The organism is Ferruginibacter profundus (assembly GCF_054783275.1).
The window spans coordinates 931,804-956,395 of the sequence record NZ_BAAGQW010000001.1; the positions used below are offsets into that span (position 1 = coordinate 931,804).

Below are 24,592 nucleotides of genomic sequence, written 5' to 3' on the forward strand. Positions count from 1 at the left end.
TTTTTATTTCTGTAAATATGGTTCGAGTATTTTTTGCCAGATGGCATAGCCTTTGGCATTCATGTGTAATCTGTCTTCTATAAAAATACCGGCGATCGGTTTACCATCCGCATCCAGCATGGCTTTCCATACACTCACAAAGCTGGTATTCTTTTTTTTCTTTAAATATTTCCTGATCCGTTTGTTGGCATCTATCATCCTGTCTCTCATCTGCCAACGTGAAGGGCAAGGCTTTAATGAAATAAATACAATGGAAGTGGCCGGCAATTGTTGCCGGATATCGGTATATAATTTCTTAAACCTGGCCAGGACGATTTTACCAGATACCGTATCTGATGAAGCCACATCATTCTCCCCGCAATAAATTACAATTTGTTTGGGCTGATAAGGAAAGATGATATCTTTTTCGTAACGTATCACATCGTTTAAAACAGAGCCGCCAAAACCCCTGTTAATAATAGTATGACCGGGGAAATAACTTTGTACATCTTTCCATTTGGTAAAAGACGAACTGCCCACAAAAAGTATAGCATTTTTTGGAGGAGCATCGATAGCGTCTTGTTTTTTAAATGCAGCGATATCGCTGGCAAATGGCTGGGCATTGGCAACAACAACAAACAACACACATAGGAAACCCGATATGATTTTTTTTATCATGATTTATTATTCAGCTTTGATTGTTTTATACTTTTCTGATACCCCATTCTCATTGATCGCCTCAATGGTAAAATAATAAGGCTTTTGCAGGTCCATTCCTTTAAACCAGTATTCGTTATTATCCATTACCATAATGCAACTATACAATTTATCCGGCGCTGTACCATAATAAATATTGCAGGCAAAGGCATTTTCTACCGGGCTCCATTTTATCCAGGCACTGCGTTTATCTTTTTCGGTACGTAACACTATAAATTGTTTAACAGCATCTGGCTTTGTGCCGTTACCATTGCCAAACACACGTAAGCCACTGATAGCAAATTTGCCCGTGGGCATGTGCACATTTTCCATTTTTATAAACCTTGCCTGTACGGGATTTTGCAGCTCCACATAATCATGCGGCACATCAGTTTTATTAGTGCTTTTATCAATTAACACCGTCCATTTTTTGCCATCAACAGAATAATACATTTTATATTGATGATAAATATTGGTTTGCTTACCTAAGAAAGCGGCATCCTGGTCGGCATAATTAATTTGCACGGCATTTACCGTTGATACATTACCCAGGTCTGTTTGAATAAATTCTCCCGCATTGCCACTAACAGCACTCCAGTAAGTTTTCAGGTCTTCGTCATTAGCATTATTGGCATGAAAACCGCCCAATGTTGAAGACACTGTAACGGGCTTTTTATAATTGAGTAAATACCAGTTAGCAAATCCGCTTCCATATTCGTTTTTTGAAGCCGAAGGTATATAATGCGGATAATCACCAAAAGCAGTATTGCACCACATTACATCATCTTTATCAAAGCCTGCCGGCCAGATGCCTAACCTCCGTTCAAAATTATTTTTTACTGAAAGCATTATGGTGCTGATGTGCCAGTAGTTATTATAATTGTCAGTAAAAGTGCTGCCATGCCCGGCGCCTCTTGCAAAGCCCCCTAATTTCATACTTAACGGATCTGATTGATTGTCGAAAAAACCCAAAGGTTCTTTACTTACCGCAACACCATCGGCATAACCACTGAATTCTGTTCCCGGGGCGCCGTATTGCAGGTAATATTTTCCATTGTGTTTCGTCATCCACGATCCTTCAATAAACGGATCTAAAAATGTATTGTCCATATGCTCTCCAAATCGTTGCCATCCAAAACGCCAGTCCTGTAACTTGATCATTTCCTTTCGTGTACCAATGGGCTTAAATGTTTTCCTGTTTAGCTCTATACCATACAAGGGATATTGATTGCTGCTGCCATTGTACATGTATAATTTCCTGTCATCATCAGTAAAAAATGCAGGGTCCCAGCCACCAATTTCAAATGAATCTACCAGAGGTTTCCATTCATTGGCTTTAGGGTTGGTGCTCATCCATAATGTAAACTTACTGGTATAGGTAGAACCGAATACCAGCATGGTATCGCCCACTATTCCAACCGCAGGTGCACATAATTCATCATAGCCCTGGTTCCAGGGACGTAGAAATTTTTTGGAAATAAAATTCCAGTTCAGCATATCCTTGCTCCACCAGTACCCCCACTGATTGGTGCTGAACAAATAATATTCATTTTTATAATTCACAATAACCGGATCGGCAGTGGCCCGGTGTTTTCCCCATTCAGAAAAATTAGGAATGGGCGTATAGCCATAATCGATATTAATGGGATTACAATACGTTTTTTGTTGTGCATTGCCGGACAAAGCACCTGCAATAATCGCAATAGCGAAAAATAATTTCTTCATGATCATAAATTTCCTTTTTTCATTTCTTCTAGTGCATGATTTACTGCTCTTGCAGTAAAAGCCATATATAAAATAGAGGGGCTCTGGCTACCGGTACTGGTCATACAAGCGCCGTCTGTTACAAATACATTTTTGCAATGGTGCAGTTGATTGAATTCATTTAGTAAAGAGGTTGCAGGATCTTTCCCCATGCGCACACCTCCCATTTCATGAATGTCCAGGCCCGGGGGTTGTTTGCTATCGTTGGTAGTAATATCTTTTACACCGGCTGCTTCCAGCATTGCCTGGCCCTGTTCTAAAAAATCCTGTACCATTTTATCATCGTTATCATCATAACCAACGGATGTGATCAGTAAAGGAATGCCCCACTGATCTTTTTCAGTTGTGCTCAGCCGAACATGATTGGTGGCCTTGGCGATCGTTTCTCCCTGCATGTACATGTACACGCCCCATTTGCCGGGTTCGCTGATGGCTTCTTTATATGCTTCACCCAGCAAGGGCTGAACATTTCTGTCACTAAGAAATTCACGGGATGCTCCTGAATAGATAACATAACCGCCATAAAAATCAGTATCTCTTTTCTCTACATTCCTGTAATTGGCCACAATACATTCTGCCGGTTTGGCTACTTTATAATACATCTCTGTAAAACCATCTATATTTCCGTACATGCTTCCACGATAGTTGTGAAAACAAATGTATTTGCCCAGTAAGCCACTGTCATTTCCCAACCCATTGGGAAAGCGGTTGGATGTGGAGTTGAGTAAAATTAAATTGGTATTTAATGTTGATGCGTTTACAAAAATGATCTTTGCAAAAAACGCTGTTTCCTGTTTGGTGATGGTATCGATCACTTTTACACCAATGGCTTTTTGTTTTTGTTCATCATAAATAATGGAATGAACTACAGAGTGCGGCCGTATAGTTAAGTTGCCTGTTTTTTTTGCCCATGGCAACGTACTGCTTACTGAGCTGAAGTAGCCGCCCAGCGGGCATCCCCTCATACACAGGTTCCTGTTCATGCATTGGGTACGGCCCTGGTCAATATGAATTTGTTCAGGCTCGGTAATATGTGCCCACCTGCCGGAAACATAATGGCGGTTGAATTTCTCTTTGATTATTCGCTGCGTGTATAATTCTACCACATTTAATTCATAGGCCGGCAAAAATTCCCCGTCGGGCATTGATGGAATCCCTTCCCTGTTGCCACATACACCAATAAATTTTTCTACATAGCTGTACCAGTCTTTAATATCATGATAGCCTAATGGAAAAGATTGCCCGTAACCATACCGTTCCGGTGCAGTAAAATCATATTCGCTCCACCTGGCACATGCCCTGCCCCAGGTTAATGATTTACCTCCTACCTGGTAACCACGTATCCAGTCAAAAGGTTTTTCCTGTACATAAGGATGATCAGCATCCTTAACAAAAAAATGCTGTGTATCTTCTCCATACCCTGCCGCTTTGCTGATCAAAGGATTTTTTTGTTTTGTTTCGTTGGTAATTTGTCCGCGGTGAGGCAATTCCCATCTTGACAAATTAGCCGTAGGATAATCTTTGATGTGTTGAATATCCCGGCCTCTTTCCAGCACTAAAGTTTTCAGTCCTTTTTCGCACAACTCCTTTGCGGCCCAGCCCCCGCTGATACCACTGCCAATTACAATAGCATCGTAAGTATTTTGCGTGGTGGCCTTGTTGTTGATATGTACCTTTAAACTATCCGGCATGTTGTTTGTAAAAATTAATTTTTTATAGCGGTGCTTTTAAAGCCTAATTTTTTTAACCCGTTTTGTATATCCGGAATCTTCATAAATAAATGCCACAACAATCCTGTCCTGTAATTTTCAATCATGGTTACAATCGGGCCTTCGTCAATAGCTAAATGCGATTTTGCATACCAGTTATGGTGAATGCTGAATCCATCTGCAAATCCGTATTTACTCCATAACTTATTGCCAAGCTCATAATAGAAATACCGTAAGGCCTGCATACTTTCTTTTGGCGTATATGGCATTGATGAAATAGCCGCAGTAGGTTGTATTACGCCGCGATCATTTTCCGGACTGTGTGCAACATAACCTTTGTAACTGTCGCCTGCTGTAAGTCCCCAGCATTGTTCGCTGTAACCTTTAAAGTGGTTGGGATTTTCAATACAATAAGCCCGGTTAATAAGCGTGTGGTTCTTTCCCTGTAAAAAATAATCATTACCTAACGAATCTGTAAGGCCATTGGGATTAATACCCTGGAAAGTGTATTGTTCAAAAAATAATGGCCCGCCTTTATCTTTATCATAATTACCAAGCGGTAATCTGTAACCATAATATTCTTTCCCGTTTGTAAAGCCCATACTTCCTGCCCATGTACCATCATACACAGCTTTTGAAATGGAATGATATGGTGAGGAAGCAGACATGATATAAGTGATCAGGCATTCGTTATAGCCCCATATAGGAAAATTCATATCAAAACCATTGTTGGGACTCCAGTGCCAGAACAATTTATCCTGCCCGTTCGTGTGCCAGTTCCAGTTAGCTGCACCCCACATCTGGCTGATGCGTTTACGCAGGTATACTTCTCTTGCAGTATTATTATTAAAATATTCCCGTGCACATAAAAAACCCATCAGCAAATAAGAGGTTTCCACCAGGTCTGCCCCATCATCCAGCCTGTCGAATTTAATTGTTTTTCCTGTTCTGCCATTCATAAAATGCGGGTAGATGCCATGATAGCAATCTGCATTAATTAAAAAATCAGCGATCTTTATTAAACGACGAACAGCCGTATCTCTTCCGATCCATCCACGTGATACGGCCACAACTGTACTCATGATACCAAAGCCGGTACCTCCTATTGCACCTGCATCGGGCCCGAATTCAGTATGGCTGAAGTTGGGCTCATCCCAGGCTTCATTAATATAATCCCAGTAATGTTCTGCCAAAACAGTATTGTCTCTTTCCAATGCCAGGCCACTTACGGGGTGTGCACCATGCCAGAAAAAACGAAAGGTTTGTTTTTGTACCAGTTCCAGCAACTGATCATCTGTCAATCCTTTGATGATACCAACCGGCACAATACTATCCGGGCCATCACCATATTTACCTTTGGTTAAGGCAGATGATTTTATTTGTGCATTGCAAAAGAATACAGCAGCAAGAAAATATATACAGCAGATCGTTGTTGTTGTCTTCATTTATAAAATTTACAACTCAGTTGTACAACTTTAGTTTAACCAGGGGCTTTCAAAGCTTAATTTCTTTAACCCGTTTTTTATTTCGGGGCAGCTCATAAATAATTTCCAGATCAAACCGCTACGGTAATTCTCAATCATGGCCACTATTGGCCCCTGGTCAATAGCAAGATGAGAACCGGCATACCAGTTTTTTGTTTCATTAAAGGCATCTACAAAACCATATTCGCTCCATATCTTATCGCCCAGGTCAAAATAAAAATGTTTTAAGGCTTTCATACTGTATTCCGGTGCATAAGGAAATGCACTTAATGCAGCAGTGGGTGCAATGGTGCCACCATCATTAGTGGGTGAATAGGCATCATAACCGTTGTAAGTGTCACATGCTGTCAATCCCCAGCAATTTTCTCCGTAGCCTTTAAATTTTTTCGGATTGTCCAGGCAATACGCATGATTAATAAGCGTATGGTTCTTATTTTGCTCCCAGTAATCAGCATACCGGTCTTTTAATCCTCTCGGGTCTAATCCCAAAAAAGAATATTGGGAAAAGAACAAAGGGCCGCCATAATCAAAACCTAGCGGTAATTTGTACCCGTAAAATTCTTTCCCGTTTTTAAAAAAATTACTTTCTGCCCAGCCCCGGTGATACACCGCAGCAGGTACCTGGTATTTTTCATTTGGAGAGGATGCTGCAAGAATATACATGATCAGGCATTCATTAAAACCATGTACCGGGAAATTCATGGCCCAGCCATTATTGGGGCTCCAGTGCCAGTACAATACTTCCTGGCCGCCTTTGGTAAACCAATTCCATTCTATATCGGGCCACATCCACGAAATTTTATTGCGCAATTCCCTTTCAATTTTATTATCGTTGTTAAAGTATTGCCTTGCACATAATAATCCCTCAAATAAATAAGAAGTTTCTACCAGGTCGGCGCCATCATCTTTTCTGCTGAAAGGAATTGTTTTACCGGTACCGCCATCCATCCAGTGCGGAAATGCACCGTGATAGGAATTGGCTTTCAATAAAAAATTCACCATCTTCAGCATGAACTTTGCTGCGGTATCACGGGTGATCCATTTTCTTTCTGTGGCAACAATCACACTCATGATGCCGAAACCAGTACCACCAGTGGTTACTGTTTCATTGCCATAACCAAAATTCTCATTGCTTCTTTCCCTGGCCATACCGCTTACCGGGTGGGCAAAATCCCAGAAGTATTTAAATGTTTGTTTCTGTACGATGTCCAGTAATGCAGAATCAGAAAGATCCTTTGGCCGGGCTTTTGCATCAAATGATGCAGGCTTTACGGCATTTTTTTGCGCTGTAAGCTGCAGGCTGGTAAAACAAAGCAAAACAAAAAGCAACCGTCTCATCATTTTTTTAATTTATCTTTTTATAAGTAAGGAGCAGTAAAACCCAATACATTCTTCATCCCGTTTTTTACTTCGGGGCAACTGGTTAATAAATTCCAGATCAACTGGCTCCTGTAATTTTCAAGCATTATAATTATAGGCCCCTGGTCAATAGCTAAGAATGAACTGGCATACCAAAGATCTTTTAAAGAAAAGGCATCTACAAAACCATATTCTTTAAAAATCTTATCTCCCAATTTGTAATAGAAGAACTTTAATGCAGCCATACTTTCTGCAGGAGTATATGGCATTGATGATAGTGCTGCGGTTGGCGAAATTACACCGATATCATTGTTAGGTGAACTGGCATTGTAGCCATTGGGTACATCACTAGCCGTTAAGCCCCAGCATAAATTACTATACCCAAAAAATCCATTGGGATTGGCCTTGCAATATTCATAGTTAATTTTTGTATGATTAATTACCTGGGTTTGATAATTGGCATAAGTATCAGTTAATACGTTAGGAGAAGTACCCATAGGATTAATACCAAGGAATGAGTAATGTTCGAAAAACAGCGGGCCACCGTTGGCAGCACCTAACGGTAGCTGGTAACCGTAATAGGTAGCGCCGTTTACCATGGCTCCATTTCTTGCAAAACCCTCTTTATACACCACCTGGGGAATACCAAATGTGGTGGATGATGCCGCCATGATGTAAGTGATCAGGCATTCATTCCAGCCTTGTATTTTCACATTCATATCCCAGTTGTAAGTAGGACTCCAATGCCAGTATAAAACATTACTGGTGCCTTGCCTGAACCAGCTCCATTCTACGGCATTCCACAACGTATTAATATCTGCCCTTAAGGTGGTTTCATCTGCTGCAGGACCATTAAAATATTGCCTTGCTGTTAACAGGCCTGCCATTAAATAAGAGGTTTCTACCAGGTCAGCACCATCATCCTTTGTACTGAATGGTATTACTGCGCCTGTTGTTCCATTCAGCCAATGTGGAAATGCGCCATGAAATTTTTGTGCAGTGTTTTTTAAGAATCCAACGATCTTTTGCATCCTTACCACGGCTTCAGTTCGTGTAATAAAATTTCTGCTTACGGCAACAGGAATTGCCATGATACCAAAACCCGTTCCGCCTGAAGTAACTGTTTCTGGTGTTGCATTACTTCTCTCTCTTGCCAAACCACTTACCGGGTGGCCATAATCCCAAAAGTATTTAAATGTTCTTTTTTGAATGGTATCCAGTAATGCATTGTCACTGATCAAAGGAAATTTATCAGTAGAATCTATTTGTGTGATGAATTGAAAATTAAGATCAGTATTCAGTTTTCCTTTTTTTACTGATTGCAATACAGTAGATGCAACCACATTATACCGGGTTAAATTTTTCAATGCTGCTGAAGAAGTAATGACCAATGTGCTGTCGTTATTTTCGTAAGTAAAATTTACCGGTACTGCCACTGTACCGTTTTCGGTAAGTGAAACCGCAGCAGTAACGGTGGCTCTGTCCAAAACATTATTGAAAGAAAGCCTGATGGCGGCGGTAGTTTTTATGTTATAAGTAACACCGGAGGCAGCAACAATACTGTTATCAAGTTTAATTGCTGTATTGCTTAGCGGAACCGGTGTGGGATCTGCCGGAGGGGTAGCCACGGTATCTTTTTTACCACAAGCTGTGGCAAAAAAGATCACCGAAAACAAGAGCATTATATAATTTCCGTTTACTTTTTTCATATAGAATAGTTAAAAAACCAATGTAGAAATTGAATGTGGCAATGCAGTGGCTTCAGCTGCTTTTCCATTGATCCATAAATAAAATTTGGTGGAGGCATTGCCATCATTCATTACAATAACAGCAATGGTACCATCAGGATTTTTGAAGGCTGTAGTTTGCAACTGGCTGCGGCTTGCTGCACTTACAATTCTTTTGGCACCCGGCTGTATGAATTTTGAAAAATGGCCGATATAATAATATTCATTGGTATAGATCAGTTCGCCTGTTTTAGTATTACCAATGATTGGAGCAAAACAAAAATTACCCACATGATTAGGGCCGCCGGTTTCATCTAATAAAACATTCCAGTCGGTAAATCCTACAGAACCATTATTAAAATCGTGGATCATATTGGCACCATACTTCTCTCCCAGTTTCCAGTCGTGTACTTTTGTAAGATCAAATGCTTCTTTGCAACCTTCGGTAAATAATAAATTTTTACCGGGAAAAGCTTCGTTCACCAATTTCAGGTTATCATACATCGGTTCTCCGCCGCTCCATGGCTCGTACCAGTGAAAGCCAATGCCCCATAAATATTTAGCCGCTTCAGGATCATTTAATAATGTACTTGCTCTCTGGTACAATAAGTCCCTGTTATGATCCCAGCCAATGATTTTTTTATCACCAAGGCCTGCAGCCTTCATTGTAGGCCCCAAATTATTTTTCAGGAAATCCCTTTCTTCTTCTCCGGTAAAAATGCAGCTCTCCCATTTTTGTGTAGCCATCGGTTCGTTCTGGATAGAGATGCCCCAGATAGGAATTCCTTCTGCTTCATAAGCTTTTATAAATTTTGTATAATAGTTTGCCCAGGGCTGGTAAAATTCTTTTTTCAATTTGCCTCCATGCAAAATATCATTATTGGTTTTCATAAATGCAGGTGGGCTCCACGGGCTTGCAAATAAAGTAAGTTTGCCTCCGGCTGCTGCAATAGCCTGTTTGATAAATGGAATACGAAATTGTTTATCGTGCTGTACACTAAAAGTTTTTAATGCAGCATCGCCTTCAGTAATGTAGGTATAGGTATCACTTGAAAAATCGCAGCTGTGAATATTGGTTCGGGCAAAATTATACCCAATACCTTTTGTCTTGCTGAAATAGGCTTGCATAAATTCTTCCTGCTTCTCTTTTGACAATTTTGCAAAAGTTTCTGCCGATGCATCAGTTAGAGCACCGCCAATACCTAAAAAGGTTTGAAAAGATTTATTGGGATCCACAAAAATGCACACCTGTGTTTCCAGGGGCTGCGGCATAGCGCTGAATGTGGATGTACCGGTTACAGATAAACGTAAATTACTGCTATCTGCGGTGGTGTATACCGTTACTTTTTTTCCGGTAGCGGAAAAAGGTGCTGTTGTTCTTTTGGTTTGTGCAGTTGCATTGTGATAACAAAACGAAACCAGCATTGCAATTACTACTCCTGCATTTATTTTTTTCATGTGATTATTTTAAAATGAGTTATTACCAAACATAAGTTGCTGCAGCGCCGGCAGGCAAAGCAGATACTATTGAGCGGGTATTGGATTTAATGGTTACTACCTGTGGTGTTGACGTATCATTTAATACCAATACTACTGTTTTACCAGCGGGAGTTTTAAAAGCCACATTTGATAAACCACTGGTAGTGCTGCTTGCAATACGCACCGAACCTGCAGGGATGAACTTAGAAGCCTGGGCAATGATATAATACCCCACATTCCTGTTGATGGTACCATCTAATGTGATGGCGCCTTTACATTGTGTGCAACCGCCGGGTGTATGCGGATTAAAACCACCATCATTGGCAAGGTTCCATTCCAGTGCATTTTTACTCCAGTTGATCATGGAACCGATCACTACATTTTTTACATGCCATAAAAAATCGCCGTTAAATGTTCCTGTAGATCCTGTCCATTGCTCGGTGAAGTATAAATTTTTATCGGGATGTGCACTATGTACCGCACTCAAGGCGCTGATATCGCCGGCATACAAATGAAATGCTGAACCATTGATGAATGGTTTTGCAGCAGCATCATTCAACACTGTAATGGGATAAGTGGGATTATCGCAATTATGATCCCATACAATAATTTTTGTACTCAATCCTGCCGCCTGGAACTTAGGGCCCAAAGCAGTTTTTACAAAGGCGGCTTCTTCCAAAGCAGACATTACCATACTTGGATTATTACCTCCATGCTGCGGTTCGTTTTGAATGGTTACCGCATCAATGGTAATACCCTTTGCCTGCATGGCCTGTATGTACTTTACAAAATACTGTGCATATACTGTATAATATTGTGTTTGTAATCCTCCACCCATTGAATTACCATTGTCTTTCATCCACACCGGCGCACTCCATGGGCTGGCCAGTATTTTTATATTGGGGTTGATAGCAAGGATCTGTTTTAAAACGGGTATCACATCAACCGTATCTTCCGATAAACTGAAATTGGTCAGATTGATATCTGTTTGCCCTGCAGGCATATCATCATAACTAAAAACGCTGGCGCTCAGATCAGAAGCACCAAGGCTTACCCTTAAATAACTTACCCCGATTGAGTTTGCAGCAGATCCGAATAATTCATTGAGTAAATTGGCTTTTTCTGTTGCCGGTAATGCATTAATCAAAGAAGCACTGCCCCCGGTTAAGGTATAACCAAAACCATCTACTGTTTGAAAAATCTGGGTACTATCTAAAGTAATGGTTGCAGGGGCACCTGAGCCACTGCTTAACGCCAACAGGCTGGCTTGTTTTTGTAATAATATAGATTGGTCTGCCTTGGTAACCCACATGGCCACATCACTGTTATCAGGCGTGGGTGTTCCGCCTCCGCCGCCGGTACCTCCGCCTGAACTGGTAGTTGATTTTTTTGTACAATTGCACTGCACAGAAATCAATCCCGCCAGTATCAATACAATTCCGGCAATCTTAAAATATTTTTTCATAGTAATCATTTTTATAGTCACTTGTAATAGTTTTATTGAGCTTGTAAAAAAATCAGTTTTTTATTATTGCGTGCAATAACCAGTAGCTTTTTACCACCTGCGGCATTCAGCCATTTTATATCTCTTACTTCTCCGTCAATGGCCGGCAGTTTAGTTTGTTCGGTAAAACCAGCCGTTTTATTATCGAATGAGAATAATGTTGGAAACAAAGCATCGTATCTTCCTTCGTACGGAATAACACCATAAAAATTCCCGCCGGCTATATAAGCACTATTTTTAGTTGCAGCAGCGGTTGCGAATGACATCAGCGGAGCCATTTGTAATTCATCAGGTAAATTGGTGGCTTTAAAATTTCCTTTACCATCATTAATAAAGCAGGTTGATGAAAGTGTTTCTGCTTTTAATTCTTTATAATCTTTAAACAGGTCGAAGAACATATACTGCACTGTTTTACCCGCCACTTCGCTGTAGGTGAGATAAGCCTTCTTTAAAACAGGTAGCGGCCTTTCCAATTCATCTTTGGCAAGAAAAGGATATTCTTTTCCATCAATGGTATACGCCATCACTTGTTCTACCGAACCATTTTTATCAAAATCTTTTACATACAATTTTAAGGGGCCATTTTTACCGGCATATAATTTTGAATTGTGGCCCCAGTTTCCGGCAAGTATATCTGTAAAGCCATCGCCATTTACATCGGTGGTATAAATTGTTTGCCAAAGCCCGGTTGAACCGGCTATATCGGTTTCGGAAAAAATGCCTTTGTTATTAAGATAAATTTTTACGGGCATCCATTCTCCGGTAACCACCAGGTCCTGCCAGCCATCATTATTAATATCTGCAAATGAAGCACCGGTTACTATACCGATGTGATCTGCTTTAATTACTGCAGCTGCAGCTGCTTTAAAATTTCCTTTACCATCGTTGATCAGTAAATAAGAGGTTTGCGGTTCGCCGTATGCTTTGGAATTGGCAAGGCCGCCAACAAAAATATCAATATCACCATCCTTATCAATATCAGCAACCGTTACACATGATTTATTGGTGAGTATTTTGGGTAAGGCGTTTTCATTTAAAGTAAAATGCCCTTTACCATCATTGATATACAACCTGTCGGCCAGCATATTGCTGCCATCAAAATACTGGTTGCCGCCACTTACCACATACAGATCGGGATACGTATCATTATTGGCATCAAAGAAAACAGCATCCACATCCTCAGCATCAGCATTTTTACTAAATACTGCTGTATCAATCGATGAAAAAGTTCCGTTAGTATTTTGCAATAATAACGTTCCCGCTTGCCCGTAAGCGCCACAGGCATACATATCATCAAGGCCGTCTTTATTAATATCTGCAACAGCAATTTTTGGCCCACGGGTTGATTCTGCATGCGGAATTAAATACTGCACATTAAAATCCACAAACTCATTTTCTTTGTGCTGCCAGTTGATGTTGACCTGGTCAGTAACATCATTTAAAACAGGCATTGCAGGCTTAAAGTAATCAGTATAGGTAAAAACACCTGCAGCATCTTTTTTATTTACACTGATCTGTTTGTTGGGTACAATATTTTTGATGGATTGAAATTGCTGATCAGGCCAAACAATCAACATACTATCAATAGTAGAATCTGCACCCAATCCAAAATGTAAACGGGTATCAGATGACGATTGAAAACCACGGGTCAGCATCAGCTCTTCAAACTGCATTTTTCCTTTTTGAAATATCCATGCCTTACAACCAATACCAAAAGTATTGCTGCTATCACCCTTAAACGAAAGCGAAATATAATTTTTAACTACCGAATTATTCTTTAGCACCACTGCGGGGGCATTAATACTATTGATAACAAGATCCAGGTCGCCATCATTATCTAAATCTGCATAGGCTGCGCCATTGTAGTAACCTTTCATGGCACCGGTTCCCCAATTATCACTTACGTCCGTAAAATTAATTTTACCTTCTCCTTTAAATAAAAAAGGGTGTGCACTGCCATCCGGCATTTTTTCAATCGCTATATCATCATATGCATCGGTCTGGTTCATGCCTTTCTTTGCTTCCAGGTCGCTTACAAAACGCACATAATCCAGGTCAACAGGGCGCTTTACAATACCACTGGAAATGAAAAGATCTTTATTGCCATCATTATCAAAATCTGCAAACAAAGGGCACCAGCTCCAATCGGTGGCTGATACGCCGCTTTGCAAAGAAGTTTCACTAAAACTTACACCATTGCCATTATTTTGCTGCAAACAGTTTTTTGAATATTGATTCTGAAACCCATTTTTCTCTAATTTGAATTTATAGATGTCGGCATTTTCATCGCTGCCGTATGTCTTCAGGGTTTTTTCATCAGGTGGTAACATATCTACTGTAACCAGGTCTAATTGTCCATCGTTATTATAATCGGCGACATCATTACCCATACTAAACCTGCTGTAATGCCCGAAATGCCTGGCGCCTTCTTCTTTGAACACGCCATTTTTCTGGTTAACGTAATAATAATCATTCTCATGAAAGTCGTTGCCAATGTAAATATCATCCCAGCCATCATTATTAATATCTGCAATAGCTAGCCCAAGGCCATACCCTAACTTGCTTTGGTAGATGTTTGCTTCTTTTGAAACATCAGTAAATTTTCCGGTAGTTTTTAAATCGTTCCTGTATAACCTGTCGCCAGAAGAAGAATCGTATACCATTCTCCTGCTGGTATCCACAATGGTGGCATGTGGATTATGCGATTGATTAAGAATATAACAATCCAGGTCACCATCATGATCGTAATCAAAAAAAGCGGTTTGCGTGGTAAAGCAGGCAGTATTTAATCCGTAGGCTTCACTTTTTTCTGTAAAAGTGCCGTTGCCGTTATTAATGTATAATTCGTTGTGGCCTGTTAATCCGTATTTACCACTCACAGATGATACATAGATATCCAGTAAGCCATCGCTGTTTACATCCGCCATGGTAGACCCGGTACACCAGTCTGAAATGCCCTTCACGCCTGCTTTATCAGTAATATCTTCAAATTGCATATTGCCTTTGTTCAGGTACAATTTATTATTGCCCTTACTATTGGCAGTAAAATAAATATCGGGCAAGCCGTCATTATTAATATCGCCGGTTGAAACACCGCCACCATTATAATAATACAGGTAATATAAAATGCTGAATAATTTTTTCTTTTCCAGGTTATTGGCAAAACTGATATGTGTATCCGAAGAAGGCAGGCTGGTGAATAAAGTATCTTTTTTTTCTTTGCATGCATTTATAAGAAGGCTTGGTAAAACCAATAAACAAGCAATATATTTTTTGTAATGCTGCATTTAGTGCGTTGATTTTTCTTTAAGTAATGCTAATATCTTTTGTGTTTCTTCGGGATAATTTTTAACCAGGTGCGTATGCATTAATGCTGCCGCCGGCGTTGTTTTTCCCTGCAGTAAAACAGCAATGGCCATTGATGGCTGTTCGGGCATATGGCATGCAGTGCAACGTGTACTGATAGTTTTGCTGCCCAATTGATTGGTCATTTTACAGATCACGGCGTCTTTATGGCTATCATTATGACAATTCATGCAACGTTGCGAAAATAATGAGTCGTTACCTTTTTCGTTTTTATGCGGATCGTGGCAGGTGTTACAGGTAAGTGTGCTACTCATTTTAAAACACTTGCTTGCTGCCAGTAGGCCAAACTGGTTACCATGTACATCAATGCTGTTAATATCTCTACCTGTAGTATCAATGGCAAAAAAATCAGGTAGTTTATCTCCTGCTTTAAATTGAAAGGAAGGTTTTGTTTTTTGTAATCTTCCTCCGTGGCATAAAGCACACATATCTAAATTTTGCTGCCTTGAAAATGAAGCAGGATTAATAATGAATTTTGCTGTTTTATCATTGGGGTTTTGCGTTTGGTATTTTACGTGTTGAGCGGCGGGGCCATGGCATCTTTCACAATCCACACCCAATACAATACGGCGCTGATCAAATTCTTCAGGTTCCTTTCCCGGCGCCGAAATTTTTTCAGCATAAGTAGCGTGGCATTCCAGGCAACGGGATGTTACGGGCCGGTTAAAAGCAATTTTATTAGGGTAACCGGGACTGTTACTCCACTCCCCTGCACTGGTAAAATAGGTAATGGGGAGTTGTACCAGTTTATTGCCCACCCAGGAAGCATACGATTGCCCTTTTGTTCCGGAGCCAATAGTAATATCGAAACGTTCCCTCTTTTTTCCCACGCCATTTATATAAGCAACCTGGTAAAGACCACTGTCTGCTTTTTCCATGGCTATCATCTCCATAGTATTGTAAGCAAAAGTATTTTTACCGGTATCAAAACTGCCTTTGATATTTGTAGCTGCGGCTGGTTCAGAAGTGTGAAAATGTGCCGTATTTACATGAGACGCTGCAATGGCTTTATGGCAAGAGGCACAGGATGCAGAACCGGCATAATCGCTATAGGCAGTTACTGTTGCAGTAGCCGATTTATCCTTTTCGTTATTGATGCATTTTGTAAAGAGCAACATGCATGACACAATAAAAAGAAGCGTAATTAATGAAGACCGGTATTTAAGAATGCCTTTCATATTTTGAGCTGATTACCCAACTGCATTTCAATTTCGGAAAGTGTACAATTTAAAAAAGGGCTGAACAAAAAACTTTTGTCAGCCCTTTGTGGATTTGCTGCCTGCTATATGAAAAAAACTTACAATTTACTTGCGTATAAGGCGCTTACTTCTGCTGCTGTTAAAGCAGTACCATATAACCTGAATTGGTCTATTGATCCATCCCAGTTATTCATCCAGGTGTTTTTGCTATGGGTGTAATCACTAAGGCCACCAATTACAAAATCATCATAGTCACCAAAACCATCTTTTAATGGAGAAGGTGTGCTCAATGTATTTGTTCTGAACATGGTACCATCAATGTAGGCTACTAAGGTAGAATTAGTACCGTTGTAAGTAAATGCCAGGTGATGCCAGTTACCATTCAATACATTTGGCATACCATTGCCATTGATATATTCTGTCCATTGATCCATGATATACAATTTGCAATTACCAACGCTGGTTGTGCTCCAGTCTTCAAACTCTAAAAATAATTTAGTGTTTGTCCAGCTGTAATCTTTTTTATCCATAGAAAAAGCAAAGTTGGTGCCTTTACCGGATGCTTGTGGCGTTTTTTTGATCCAGAATGCAATGGTAAAGCTGGTAGCCTTGCCAAAATCGTTAACACCTGCATATTTAGCAATGGCTGTTTCGCTTCCTTTATAGCATTTGCCTGATATACCATCAGCTACAGCGCCGGTATTGGTTGCAGGAAAATTAGCACGGGTGCTGTCTACCGCATTCATTAAAGGATTGGTAGTAGTACCATCAAAAGCTACATAAAATTTTAAAGGCCCGCCCGGAGGGTTGGCATCTTTTGGATAATCACCTAAAGCCGGCTGTGTAGTTTTTTTACAACCTGATGCTGCAATAAAAAACACCAGGATAAAAGAGGCATTTTTAAGTATTTTACTAAAAGTGTTCATAATTGTTTTTTTTATAAATGAGTATTATAAAATCCCTGCCCGTTAAATAACAGGCAGGGAATATTTTTTACCATTCAGGATTTTGTTTCAACACACCACCTGACAGGTCAATTGCTTTTTGAGGTATAGGATAGAACCTGCAACGGTTAGTATAACCCAAAGGTCCTAACTCTGTAATAGCATCGCCCCAACGAACCAGGTCGTAAAAGCGATAGCCTTCCATTGCAAACTCCCATCTTCTTTCGTCTTTAATAGCCTGGCGCATCTGAGCCTGGTTTACGAAAGCAATATAAGGTACAATTGTACGGCCTATAGCTTTGCCACCGCTTGCCCTATACCTGATCTTTTCAAGATTTGCTGCTGCAGTTACACCATCTCCAGATTCGTTAGCAGCTTCTGCAAGCATTAATATAACGTCTGCATAGCGTAATATTCTGTGGTTAACCCAGTCTGCACCACCACTTCCGAAAATCTGTCCGGTAAACTGGCGCATTGCAGGATCAGAATATACTTTTTTATTCCAGTAAGGCTGGTCAAGGCCAGGGCCCGGAGCATAAGCAGGTAACGTTGCACCATACCCGCCCGCAGCCTGTCCGCCATCAAACTGTCCTGAATAAAGAATGGTTTGAGTTTTACGTGGATCGGTAGCCGGCCATGCGGTTTCTAATTTTTGTGTAGGTGTGTTCCAGCCCCATCCCAAGTTCCAAACATTGCTGGCACCACCCTGTCTTACGTTCTGGCTGGTAGCCCATGCCACACCGTTATTATTGGTACCATTAGCGCCCACATTACAGTTCATTTCAAATATTGATTCCGGGCCGTTTTTACCTGCACCTGCCAATCCATCTTTCCAGATATCCGGGAAATTGGCCACCAGGGAATATTGATTAGAAGCAATTACTTCATTACAAAGTTGTATCACTTTAGCCCAATTCTGCCTGAATAAGTAGGTTTGTGCCCACAATGTTTTTGCTGCACCGCTGGTTAACCTGCCGGGATAAATATTGGTTCCGCCTACTACCCAGTTAACAGGTAAGTATTGCGATGCTAAAGTAAGGTCAGCATCAATTTGTGCATAAATAGCACTGGCAGGTGATTTTGGTTTGATACCATCAACGGCGTTGGTAAAGTAGAAATTGATCAATGGAACATCTCCATAGGTTTTTACTAATTCAAAGAAGGAATATGCCCTGAAGAACAGCGCCTCACCTACGTTTTTCAAAGATGCAGGATCAGTAGCTTTTAGTGAATCAGCAAAATAAATTTCCTTATTAGCCAGGTTGATCATGGTATAATGATCGTTCCAGTATGTATTCGGAGCCCAGTCGTCTTTACTATATTGAAAAGTTTCAAATTCAGTATTGATCTCTGCACCATCAGTGGTACTGCTGCCCTTTTGTGCATCATCATCACGGATGCTGTGAAAATCTATCCATGGTAAGGTAGAAAATCCGGCATAGCGTAAAGTGCTGTATAAACCAAAGCTCTGCGCTTCCAATGTACCCTGGTTCAAATCATCTAACGTTGCGGTCAATGGTTTTCTGTCGAGAAATTTTTTACAACCAGTAACTGCAACCAGTACCGGTAATGCAAGGAGTAAACTCCAAAATATAATCTTATTTTTTTTCATATTCGTGAATTTAATCGTTTAAAAAGTTACGTTCAATCCGATAGTGCTTACAACTGGTATTGCACCGCCGGCGTTATCATATCCAAATGCTGTTGCATCTCCTCCGTATTCTGCAGTATAGCCTAAATTGTTCTTCCATGTTTTTACATTCTGGAAGTTCAGGTAAGCCCGCAGATTTTTGATTTTAGCTTTTGAGATCAAACGTTGGCTGAAGTTGTAGGCCAACTGAACATTCCTTAACCTGAAATAACTTCCGTCTTCGATATTATATGTTGAACCATTATAGTTAAACCTGTGTGCCTGGCTGATGATAGGTACCCAGTTAGAAGTACCGGCACCATGCCACCTGTTTAATTTTTCAGCAGAATAATTTACTCTCTGGAAAGGTGATTCCAATGAGCCCCATGTTCTGAACACCTGGTTGCCATAAACACCACCTAGGTCTAAGCCTAAACTTAAATTCTTATAGTTTACATTGATGTTTGTACCGTAAGTGAACTTAGGTGTAGGGTTACCAATTACAGTTCTGTCATCTGCAGTGATCTTGCCATCACCATTGATATCTTTAAATTTAAAATCACCAGGACCATAAGCACCTACTGCAGAAGCAACAGGAGATTTTAAGATATCAGCATAACTCTGGTAAAGCCCTTCCACTACATAGCCGTAAAAAGAACCTATAGGGCTTCCAGGCATTGTTCTGCTTTCTGCACTTCCGTTATTTTGAAAACCTCTTGTTAAGAAACCACCAGGAATATCGGGAGACAGGCTGATCACTTTATTTTTAAGGAAAGTAATGTTGCCACCCACATTTACAGAAAGGTCCCTGTTGATATTCTGGTTCCAGGTTGCAGAAAATTCTTCACCCCAGTTCCTGATACTACCACCATTTTCCAACAATGGTTTTAAACCTTGTACATCCCTGTTAACATAAGTCATCAGGTCTTTGGTGGTTTTATTAAAGTAGTTAGCTTCAAAATGCAAGCGGTTATCGAAAGCATTTAATTCGATACCTACTTCCTGTGCATGTACAGTTTCCCATTTCAAATTAGGATTCGGTTCCCATGAGTTAACAGCAGCACCATAAACGCTGGTACCAAAAACTGCAGAAACACCGGTATTTAAACTTGGGTAAAACGGATAAGTGATCTGTGTACCATCAAGGTAAGAAGCACTCTGGTTACCCAAAACTCCTATTGAAGCTTTTAATTTAAGAAAATTGATCTGGCGGATATTTTGTAAAAAATTCTCTTTAGTGATATCCCATGCACCACCTAATGCCCAGAATTGCTGGTGACGGTTACTTGTAGGAATTTGAGAAGTAGCATCATCACGTAAAGAAGCATTTAAAAAATACTTGCCTTTGTAGTTATATAAAAGCCTTCCTAAAACTGATGCTGTTGAATACTCACTCTGACCAGAACTTGCTATTGTAGTGTTAGGATCATTAAACTGGGTAGACATGTACCAGAATCTTTTATCATCCGGAATTGGTAAAGCATTACCGGTAGTATAAGGTTTAGCCACACCATACCTTCCAAAATGGCCAAAGTAATAAGTGGTAAAACCTGCGGTAGCAGTTAAACCATGATCACCAAAGTTTTTCTTGAAAGTTAAAATATGATCCTGCTGGAATTTCCTGTAGTTATCATCATTTTCTGATACCTGTGTTTTTTCACCGTACAGGTATGGCGTATTAGTTAAAGGATTGTAGGCATAATAAAGCGGGTTATAACTCCTGTTGTTTACAGTACTCATATCAGCATACATAGTAGACCTCCAGGTAAAATATTTCAGGAAGTTCACTTCACCATAAATACTGGCTACATTTCTGTACTCGATATTTATTTTTTTATTCCAGGTATTTTCTACTCCTAAAAGCGGATTTACCACACCTGCACTTTGTAAGAAAGTGGCAAGGCCAGAATAGATATTGGCATTAATGCTATCGCCACCGTAAGGATTAGCAACCCTGAATGTTTTTGGATCAGCAGAAATCTGTGGCATTACTTTTCTTGCATCATCCAATACACCACCTGCACCAAAAGGATTATTCTGTCTTGAAGAATTAAGGTTTACGCCAATTTTAATGGCTTTATTGATCTTAAATTCATCAGCAAATGACAACTGCATTTTTTCCAGTTTTTCATGCCTGATGATGCCTTCATCATATATATAACCCAAACCAAGACTAAACCTGTTTTTTTCTGTACTTCCTGAAATGCTCAGGTTGTTGTTGCTGAATTTACCGGTACGGGTAACCGCATCGATCCAATCGGTATTGGCAGTTAATGCAGAATAATCAGGTGTAGCAACACCGTTATTGGCATTCTCTTCATCAAAAAGCAATTTAAAACCGGCAGCATCAACCAATTTAATTTTATCTACCAGTTTTTTAGTACCGTAGTTAGTATTAAAATTAATGACCACCTGCCCTGCTTTAGCTTTTTTAGTAGTGATAGCAATAACACCCGTTGCACCCTTAACACCAAAGATCGCCAGTGAAGAAGGATCTTTCAATACTTCAATTGACTCGATATCGTTAGGGTTTAAGTAATCGATATTATCGTTAAAGATACCATCCACAACATATAAAGGATGCACCTGGCCGATACTAACGGTACCCCTTATCCTGATATCCGGTGCTGCACCGGGTGTACCATTGTTAACTACAGAAAGACCAGCCACCCTGCCTTGCAAAGATGCGATCGGGTTGGTATTGGGTTTGTCTGCAATATCCTTTCCTAAAACTTTTACAATAGAACCGGTAAGGTCTCTTTTATTGGCACTACCGTAACCGATTACCACTACAGCATCGATAGATTTTGTAGAAGTAGCTAAGGTTACATTTATTTCGGTGCGGTTGTTTACAGCTATTTCAACTTCTTCGTAACCGATAGAAGTAAAAACCAGCCTTGCACCATCGGGTACAGCAATAGAATAAAAGCCGGCCGCATTGGTAGATGTACCTACAGCAGATCCTTTTATTTTAATACTTACACCAGGCACCGGCTCTCCGGCGGCATTGGTTACACGGCCCGTGACTTTTACATCGGCCTGTGGTACAAAATTCTTTTGGGTAATAACCACCAGGTTATTTTCCAGTATACGATAGGTTAAAGCTGTATTGCTGAAAAGATTGTCTAAAACATCAGTCACCAATGTATTATTGGCATCAATGTTTATCTTTTGATCGGCAGAAAGAACATCATTATTATACAGGAAACGAAAAATGCTTTTCTTCTCAATTTGTTTTAAAGCGGTCTTTAATTCTGTTGATTGAAGTTTAAGTGTAATTCTTTGCTGAGAATATGTTTTTGCCGATAGCTGTAATCCCGTTATCAGTATGAAAGCAATTGTTAATTTCATATGCAGTAAAAATTTAATACAGCTTTGACGATTCAAAGCAAACAATTGTTTGTTTTTTTCCATATTTTTATGTTTTGGTAAATTAAAAAGAGGATAAACCCAAGTCTCTTTCCACGGAGCGATTGAAGTTTTCCTTATTTTGCCTGTTCGGGAAATGCGTCAACATTTCCCGTTTTTTATTTTTACGAAGTGTTAGCGGAGGTTATTTTTTTCATTAGCAGCGTTGGTTTTTATTTTGAAATAGTAATTACGTCCTTATTGATCTTATAATTGAATGCAGTAGTAAGTTGCAATGCGTTTAATGCCTGGTTAAATGTTTCTTTTTCAAAAGAACCTGTCAGTAGTTCTTTCTTTAATTTTTCATTGGTGATTACAATGGTTACACCATACCAGCGTTCCATTTTTTTAGCAATATCTTCCAACTTCTCATCGCTGAATATTAAACGGTTTTCTACCCAGCCGGTTTCTACAACAATAGAACTGTCTTTCGGATACAGAGTAAGATGCCCTAATTCAATGATTGGTTTCAGTTTTTCAACCTCATTTGCCTGTTTTGATGAAGAAAGTAATTTTTTAACCGGTTTAATATCCTCATTATTCAATATCAGCTTTTCGTTCGGCTTCATAATGATCTTTTCCTGCCTGTCTTTTAACGTTACTTCCACACTACCCCGTATAAGACTGGTTTCCGTAGTTTTTTCGCCGGGATAACATTTTACATTAAAAGCGGTGCCCAAAACCTTGATATCCATTTTTGCAGTATGAATAACAAAAGGCTTATTAGGATTTTTTACCACATCAAAGTAAGCTTCTCCTGTTAAGGATACTTCTCTTATGCCTGTGCCAAAATGTTCATTATCATAAACCAGTTTGCTGCTGCTGTTAAGCCAAACCGAAGTGCCATCGGGTAATTGTATTTTAGTACGGGAGCCGTTTTTGGTACTTACTTCGCTTTGTGCAACCTTTTCCTGTGAATAGGTGTTTTTAGCGCCGGGTAAAAGCGTAAAAATGAGAATAGCAGCGGTTATCACCACTGCTGCGCCTGCCCATAACAATCGTTTTTTGCCTCTGTTTTCCACGGGCATATCCAGGTTTAAAGAGCCTGTTTCATGTTTGTTTATCTCCAGGTCAAATCCCTTTTCTTTTAACCTTTCGCTATGTAAATGAAAAGTGGCTTCTAAAAATTCTTCATCACTTTCTGCCGGAATAGACCAGAATTCGTGGATATACTGAACAGGAATATCAGTATCAGGATGAATTTTAATCAAATCCTGCAATTCGACCAATTCAGCCTGAGTAGCTTCTCCCGATAATTTCCGGGACATTAAAGTCCAGATTCTGTCTCTATTCATATATCTCTAAGGTTATAGAGACAAAAAAAGAACAAATCCCCTATAAGAAGAAAAAAAAAGTTATAATTAATTGGAAGAAGGCCTTTTAACTGTAGTATTAAGCACGGCAGCTATCTTTTTAAGTGCCGTTGACAGCTGGTTATCGATCGTTTTTACGCTGATATTTAATAATTGTGCGATCTCTTTGTATTTAAGATTATCCTGCTTGGCCAGTTTAAAAATGATCTTGCATTGCTGGGGAAGCGATTCAATGGCCGTATCAATTTTCTGCGCCAGCTCATTGGTTATTAAATAAGTGTCGGCATTAGGGTCGGCACTGGCAAATTCAACCTCCAGGTCGTCTAAAGAAAGCATGGTGGTTTTTTGAAGCTGCTGTAACCTGCGTAGCGAGGCGTTTCGCACACTTATATAGAGGTACATCTTTAAATTCTCTATTTCCATCAATTGTTTTCTTTTCGACCATATCTCTATCAGTACATCAGAAACCACTTCTTCTGCAATTTCTTTTGATTTTAAGATGGAAAATGAAAAACTTTTAAGGGGGAGAAAAAAATGAAAGAAAAGCTTCTTGTAAGCCGCAGCATCCTCGTAATCAGCAATACTTTGCTGAATTTCCAGCAAATCATTCGGGGATATCATTCTTCTCTTATCCATATACAATAGCAATCGTTTTCAAATGTAGAATTTTTTGGAGAAACAATACAACAAAATGATAAAATAATATTATTGTGCTATAAAACACTCGCTGAAAGAGCATCATTATTCATCAGTTGACAATAGTTCCATAAGCCGGTAATTAATGTAGTACATTGTACTCCCTATTTTTTGAGGTCTTAAAACACCTGCTTCTTTAAGTTTTTTAAGCCAGCCAGATGCTTTTTGCCGATGAGCGATATTCTTATTTTCCAGCAATTCAATTTTTAAATAGGGATATTATTTGCAATAGCGGCAAAACAAATTTAATCAAAATAGCATATGTAGTAAACAGCAATTATTACATTATAAGGCAATAACGGTTGGTAACGGAATAGCCTTGATGCAAAGCCACT

At 39.7% G+C, this 24,592-nt stretch carries 16 protein-coding genes; all 16 read right to left on the reverse strand.

Annotation, left to right across the window (positions count from 1 at the left end):
• Positions 1-3 precede the first annotated feature (3 nt).
• The 16 genes from ACYVM0_RS03855 to ACYVM0_RS03930 all read right to left on the reverse strand — a co-directional run bounded on the left by ACYVM0_RS03855 (position 4) and on the right by ACYVM0_RS03930 (position 24,461).
• Complete coding sequence (locus ACYVM0_RS03855; protein ID WP_460552733.1) at positions 4-657, reverse strand: SGNH/GDSL hydrolase family protein; 654 nt, start codon at positions 655-657, stop codon at positions 4-6.
• A 6-nt stretch (positions 658-663) separates the two neighbouring features.
• Complete coding sequence (locus tag ACYVM0_RS03860; RefSeq protein WP_460552736.1) at positions 664-2,400, reverse strand: family 43 glycosylhydrolase; 1,737 nt, start codon at positions 2,398-2,400, stop codon at positions 664-666.
• A 2-nt stretch (positions 2,401-2,402) separates the two neighbouring features.
• The gene (locus tag ACYVM0_RS03865) at positions 2,403-4,130 is read right to left on the reverse strand and encodes a GMC family oxidoreductase (protein WP_460552739.1); all 1,728 of its coding nucleotides are present in this window, start codon (positions 4,128-4,130) and stop codon (positions 2,403-2,405) included.
• Between the two features lie 14 nt (positions 4,131-4,144).
• A complete protein-coding gene (locus tag ACYVM0_RS03870) occupies positions 4,145-5,593 on the reverse strand; it encodes a glucoamylase family protein (RefSeq protein WP_460552741.1) in 1,449 nt (482 codons plus the stop codon).
• Positions 5,594-5,623: 30 nt separating this feature from the next.
• Positions 5,624-6,973: a glucoamylase family protein gene (locus tag ACYVM0_RS03875; RefSeq protein WP_460552744.1), complete on the reverse strand. Its 1,350-nt coding sequence runs from the start codon at positions 6,971-6,973 to the stop codon at positions 5,624-5,626.
• Positions 6,974-6,990: 17 nt separating this feature from the next.
• On the reverse strand, positions 6,991-8,700 hold the full coding sequence (locus ACYVM0_RS03880) for a glucoamylase family protein (RefSeq protein ID WP_460552747.1): 1,710 nt from the start codon (positions 8,698-8,700) through the stop codon (positions 6,991-6,993).
• 9 nt (positions 8,701-8,709) lie between these two features.
• Entirely contained in the window at positions 8,710-10,176 is a 1,467-nt protein-coding gene (locus tag ACYVM0_RS03885; protein WP_460552750.1) for a glycoside hydrolase family 30 protein, read from the reverse strand.
• A 22-nt stretch (positions 10,177-10,198) separates the two neighbouring features.
• Positions 10,199-11,662: a glycoside hydrolase family 30 protein gene (locus ACYVM0_RS03890; protein WP_460552753.1), complete on the reverse strand. Its 1,464-nt coding sequence runs from the start codon at positions 11,660-11,662 to the stop codon at positions 10,199-10,201.
• A gap of 32 nt (positions 11,663-11,694) precedes the next feature.
• On the reverse strand, positions 11,695-14,988 hold the full coding sequence (locus tag ACYVM0_RS03895; RefSeq protein WP_460552756.1) for a VCBS repeat-containing protein: 3,294 nt from the start codon (positions 14,986-14,988) through the stop codon (positions 11,695-11,697).
• The gene (locus ACYVM0_RS03900; RefSeq protein WP_460552759.1) at positions 14,989-16,245 is read right to left on the reverse strand and encodes a multiheme c-type cytochrome; all 1,257 of its coding nucleotides are present in this window, start codon (positions 16,243-16,245) and stop codon (positions 14,989-14,991) included.
• A 119-nt stretch (positions 16,246-16,364) separates the two neighbouring features.
• A complete protein-coding gene (locus tag ACYVM0_RS03905) occupies positions 16,365-17,192 on the reverse strand; it encodes a LamG domain-containing protein (protein ID WP_460552762.1) in 828 nt (275 codons plus the stop codon).
• Between the two features lie 67 nt (positions 17,193-17,259).
• A complete protein-coding gene (locus tag ACYVM0_RS03910; protein ID WP_460552765.1) occupies positions 17,260-18,822 on the reverse strand; it encodes a RagB/SusD family nutrient uptake outer membrane protein in 1,563 nt (520 codons plus the stop codon).
• Positions 18,823-18,840: 18 nt separating this feature from the next.
• Entirely contained in the window at positions 18,841-22,191 is a 3,351-nt protein-coding gene (locus ACYVM0_RS03915) for a TonB-dependent receptor (protein ID WP_460552768.1), read from the reverse strand.
• 230 nt (positions 22,192-22,421) lie between these two features.
• Positions 22,422-23,543, reverse strand: coding sequence for a FecR family protein (locus tag ACYVM0_RS03920; protein ID WP_460552771.1), 1,122 nt, complete (start codon positions 23,541-23,543; stop codon positions 22,422-22,424).
• Between the two features lie 66 nt (positions 23,544-23,609).
• Positions 23,610-24,197, reverse strand: a complete 588-nt coding sequence (locus tag ACYVM0_RS03925; RefSeq protein WP_460552774.1) for an RNA polymerase sigma-70 factor — start codon at positions 24,195-24,197, stop codon at positions 23,610-23,612.
• A gap of 105 nt (positions 24,198-24,302) precedes the next feature.
• Positions 24,303-24,461, reverse strand: a complete 159-nt coding sequence (locus ACYVM0_RS03930; protein ID WP_460556287.1) for a hypothetical protein — start codon at positions 24,459-24,461, stop codon at positions 24,303-24,305.
• Positions 24,462-24,592: the final 131 nt, after the last annotated feature.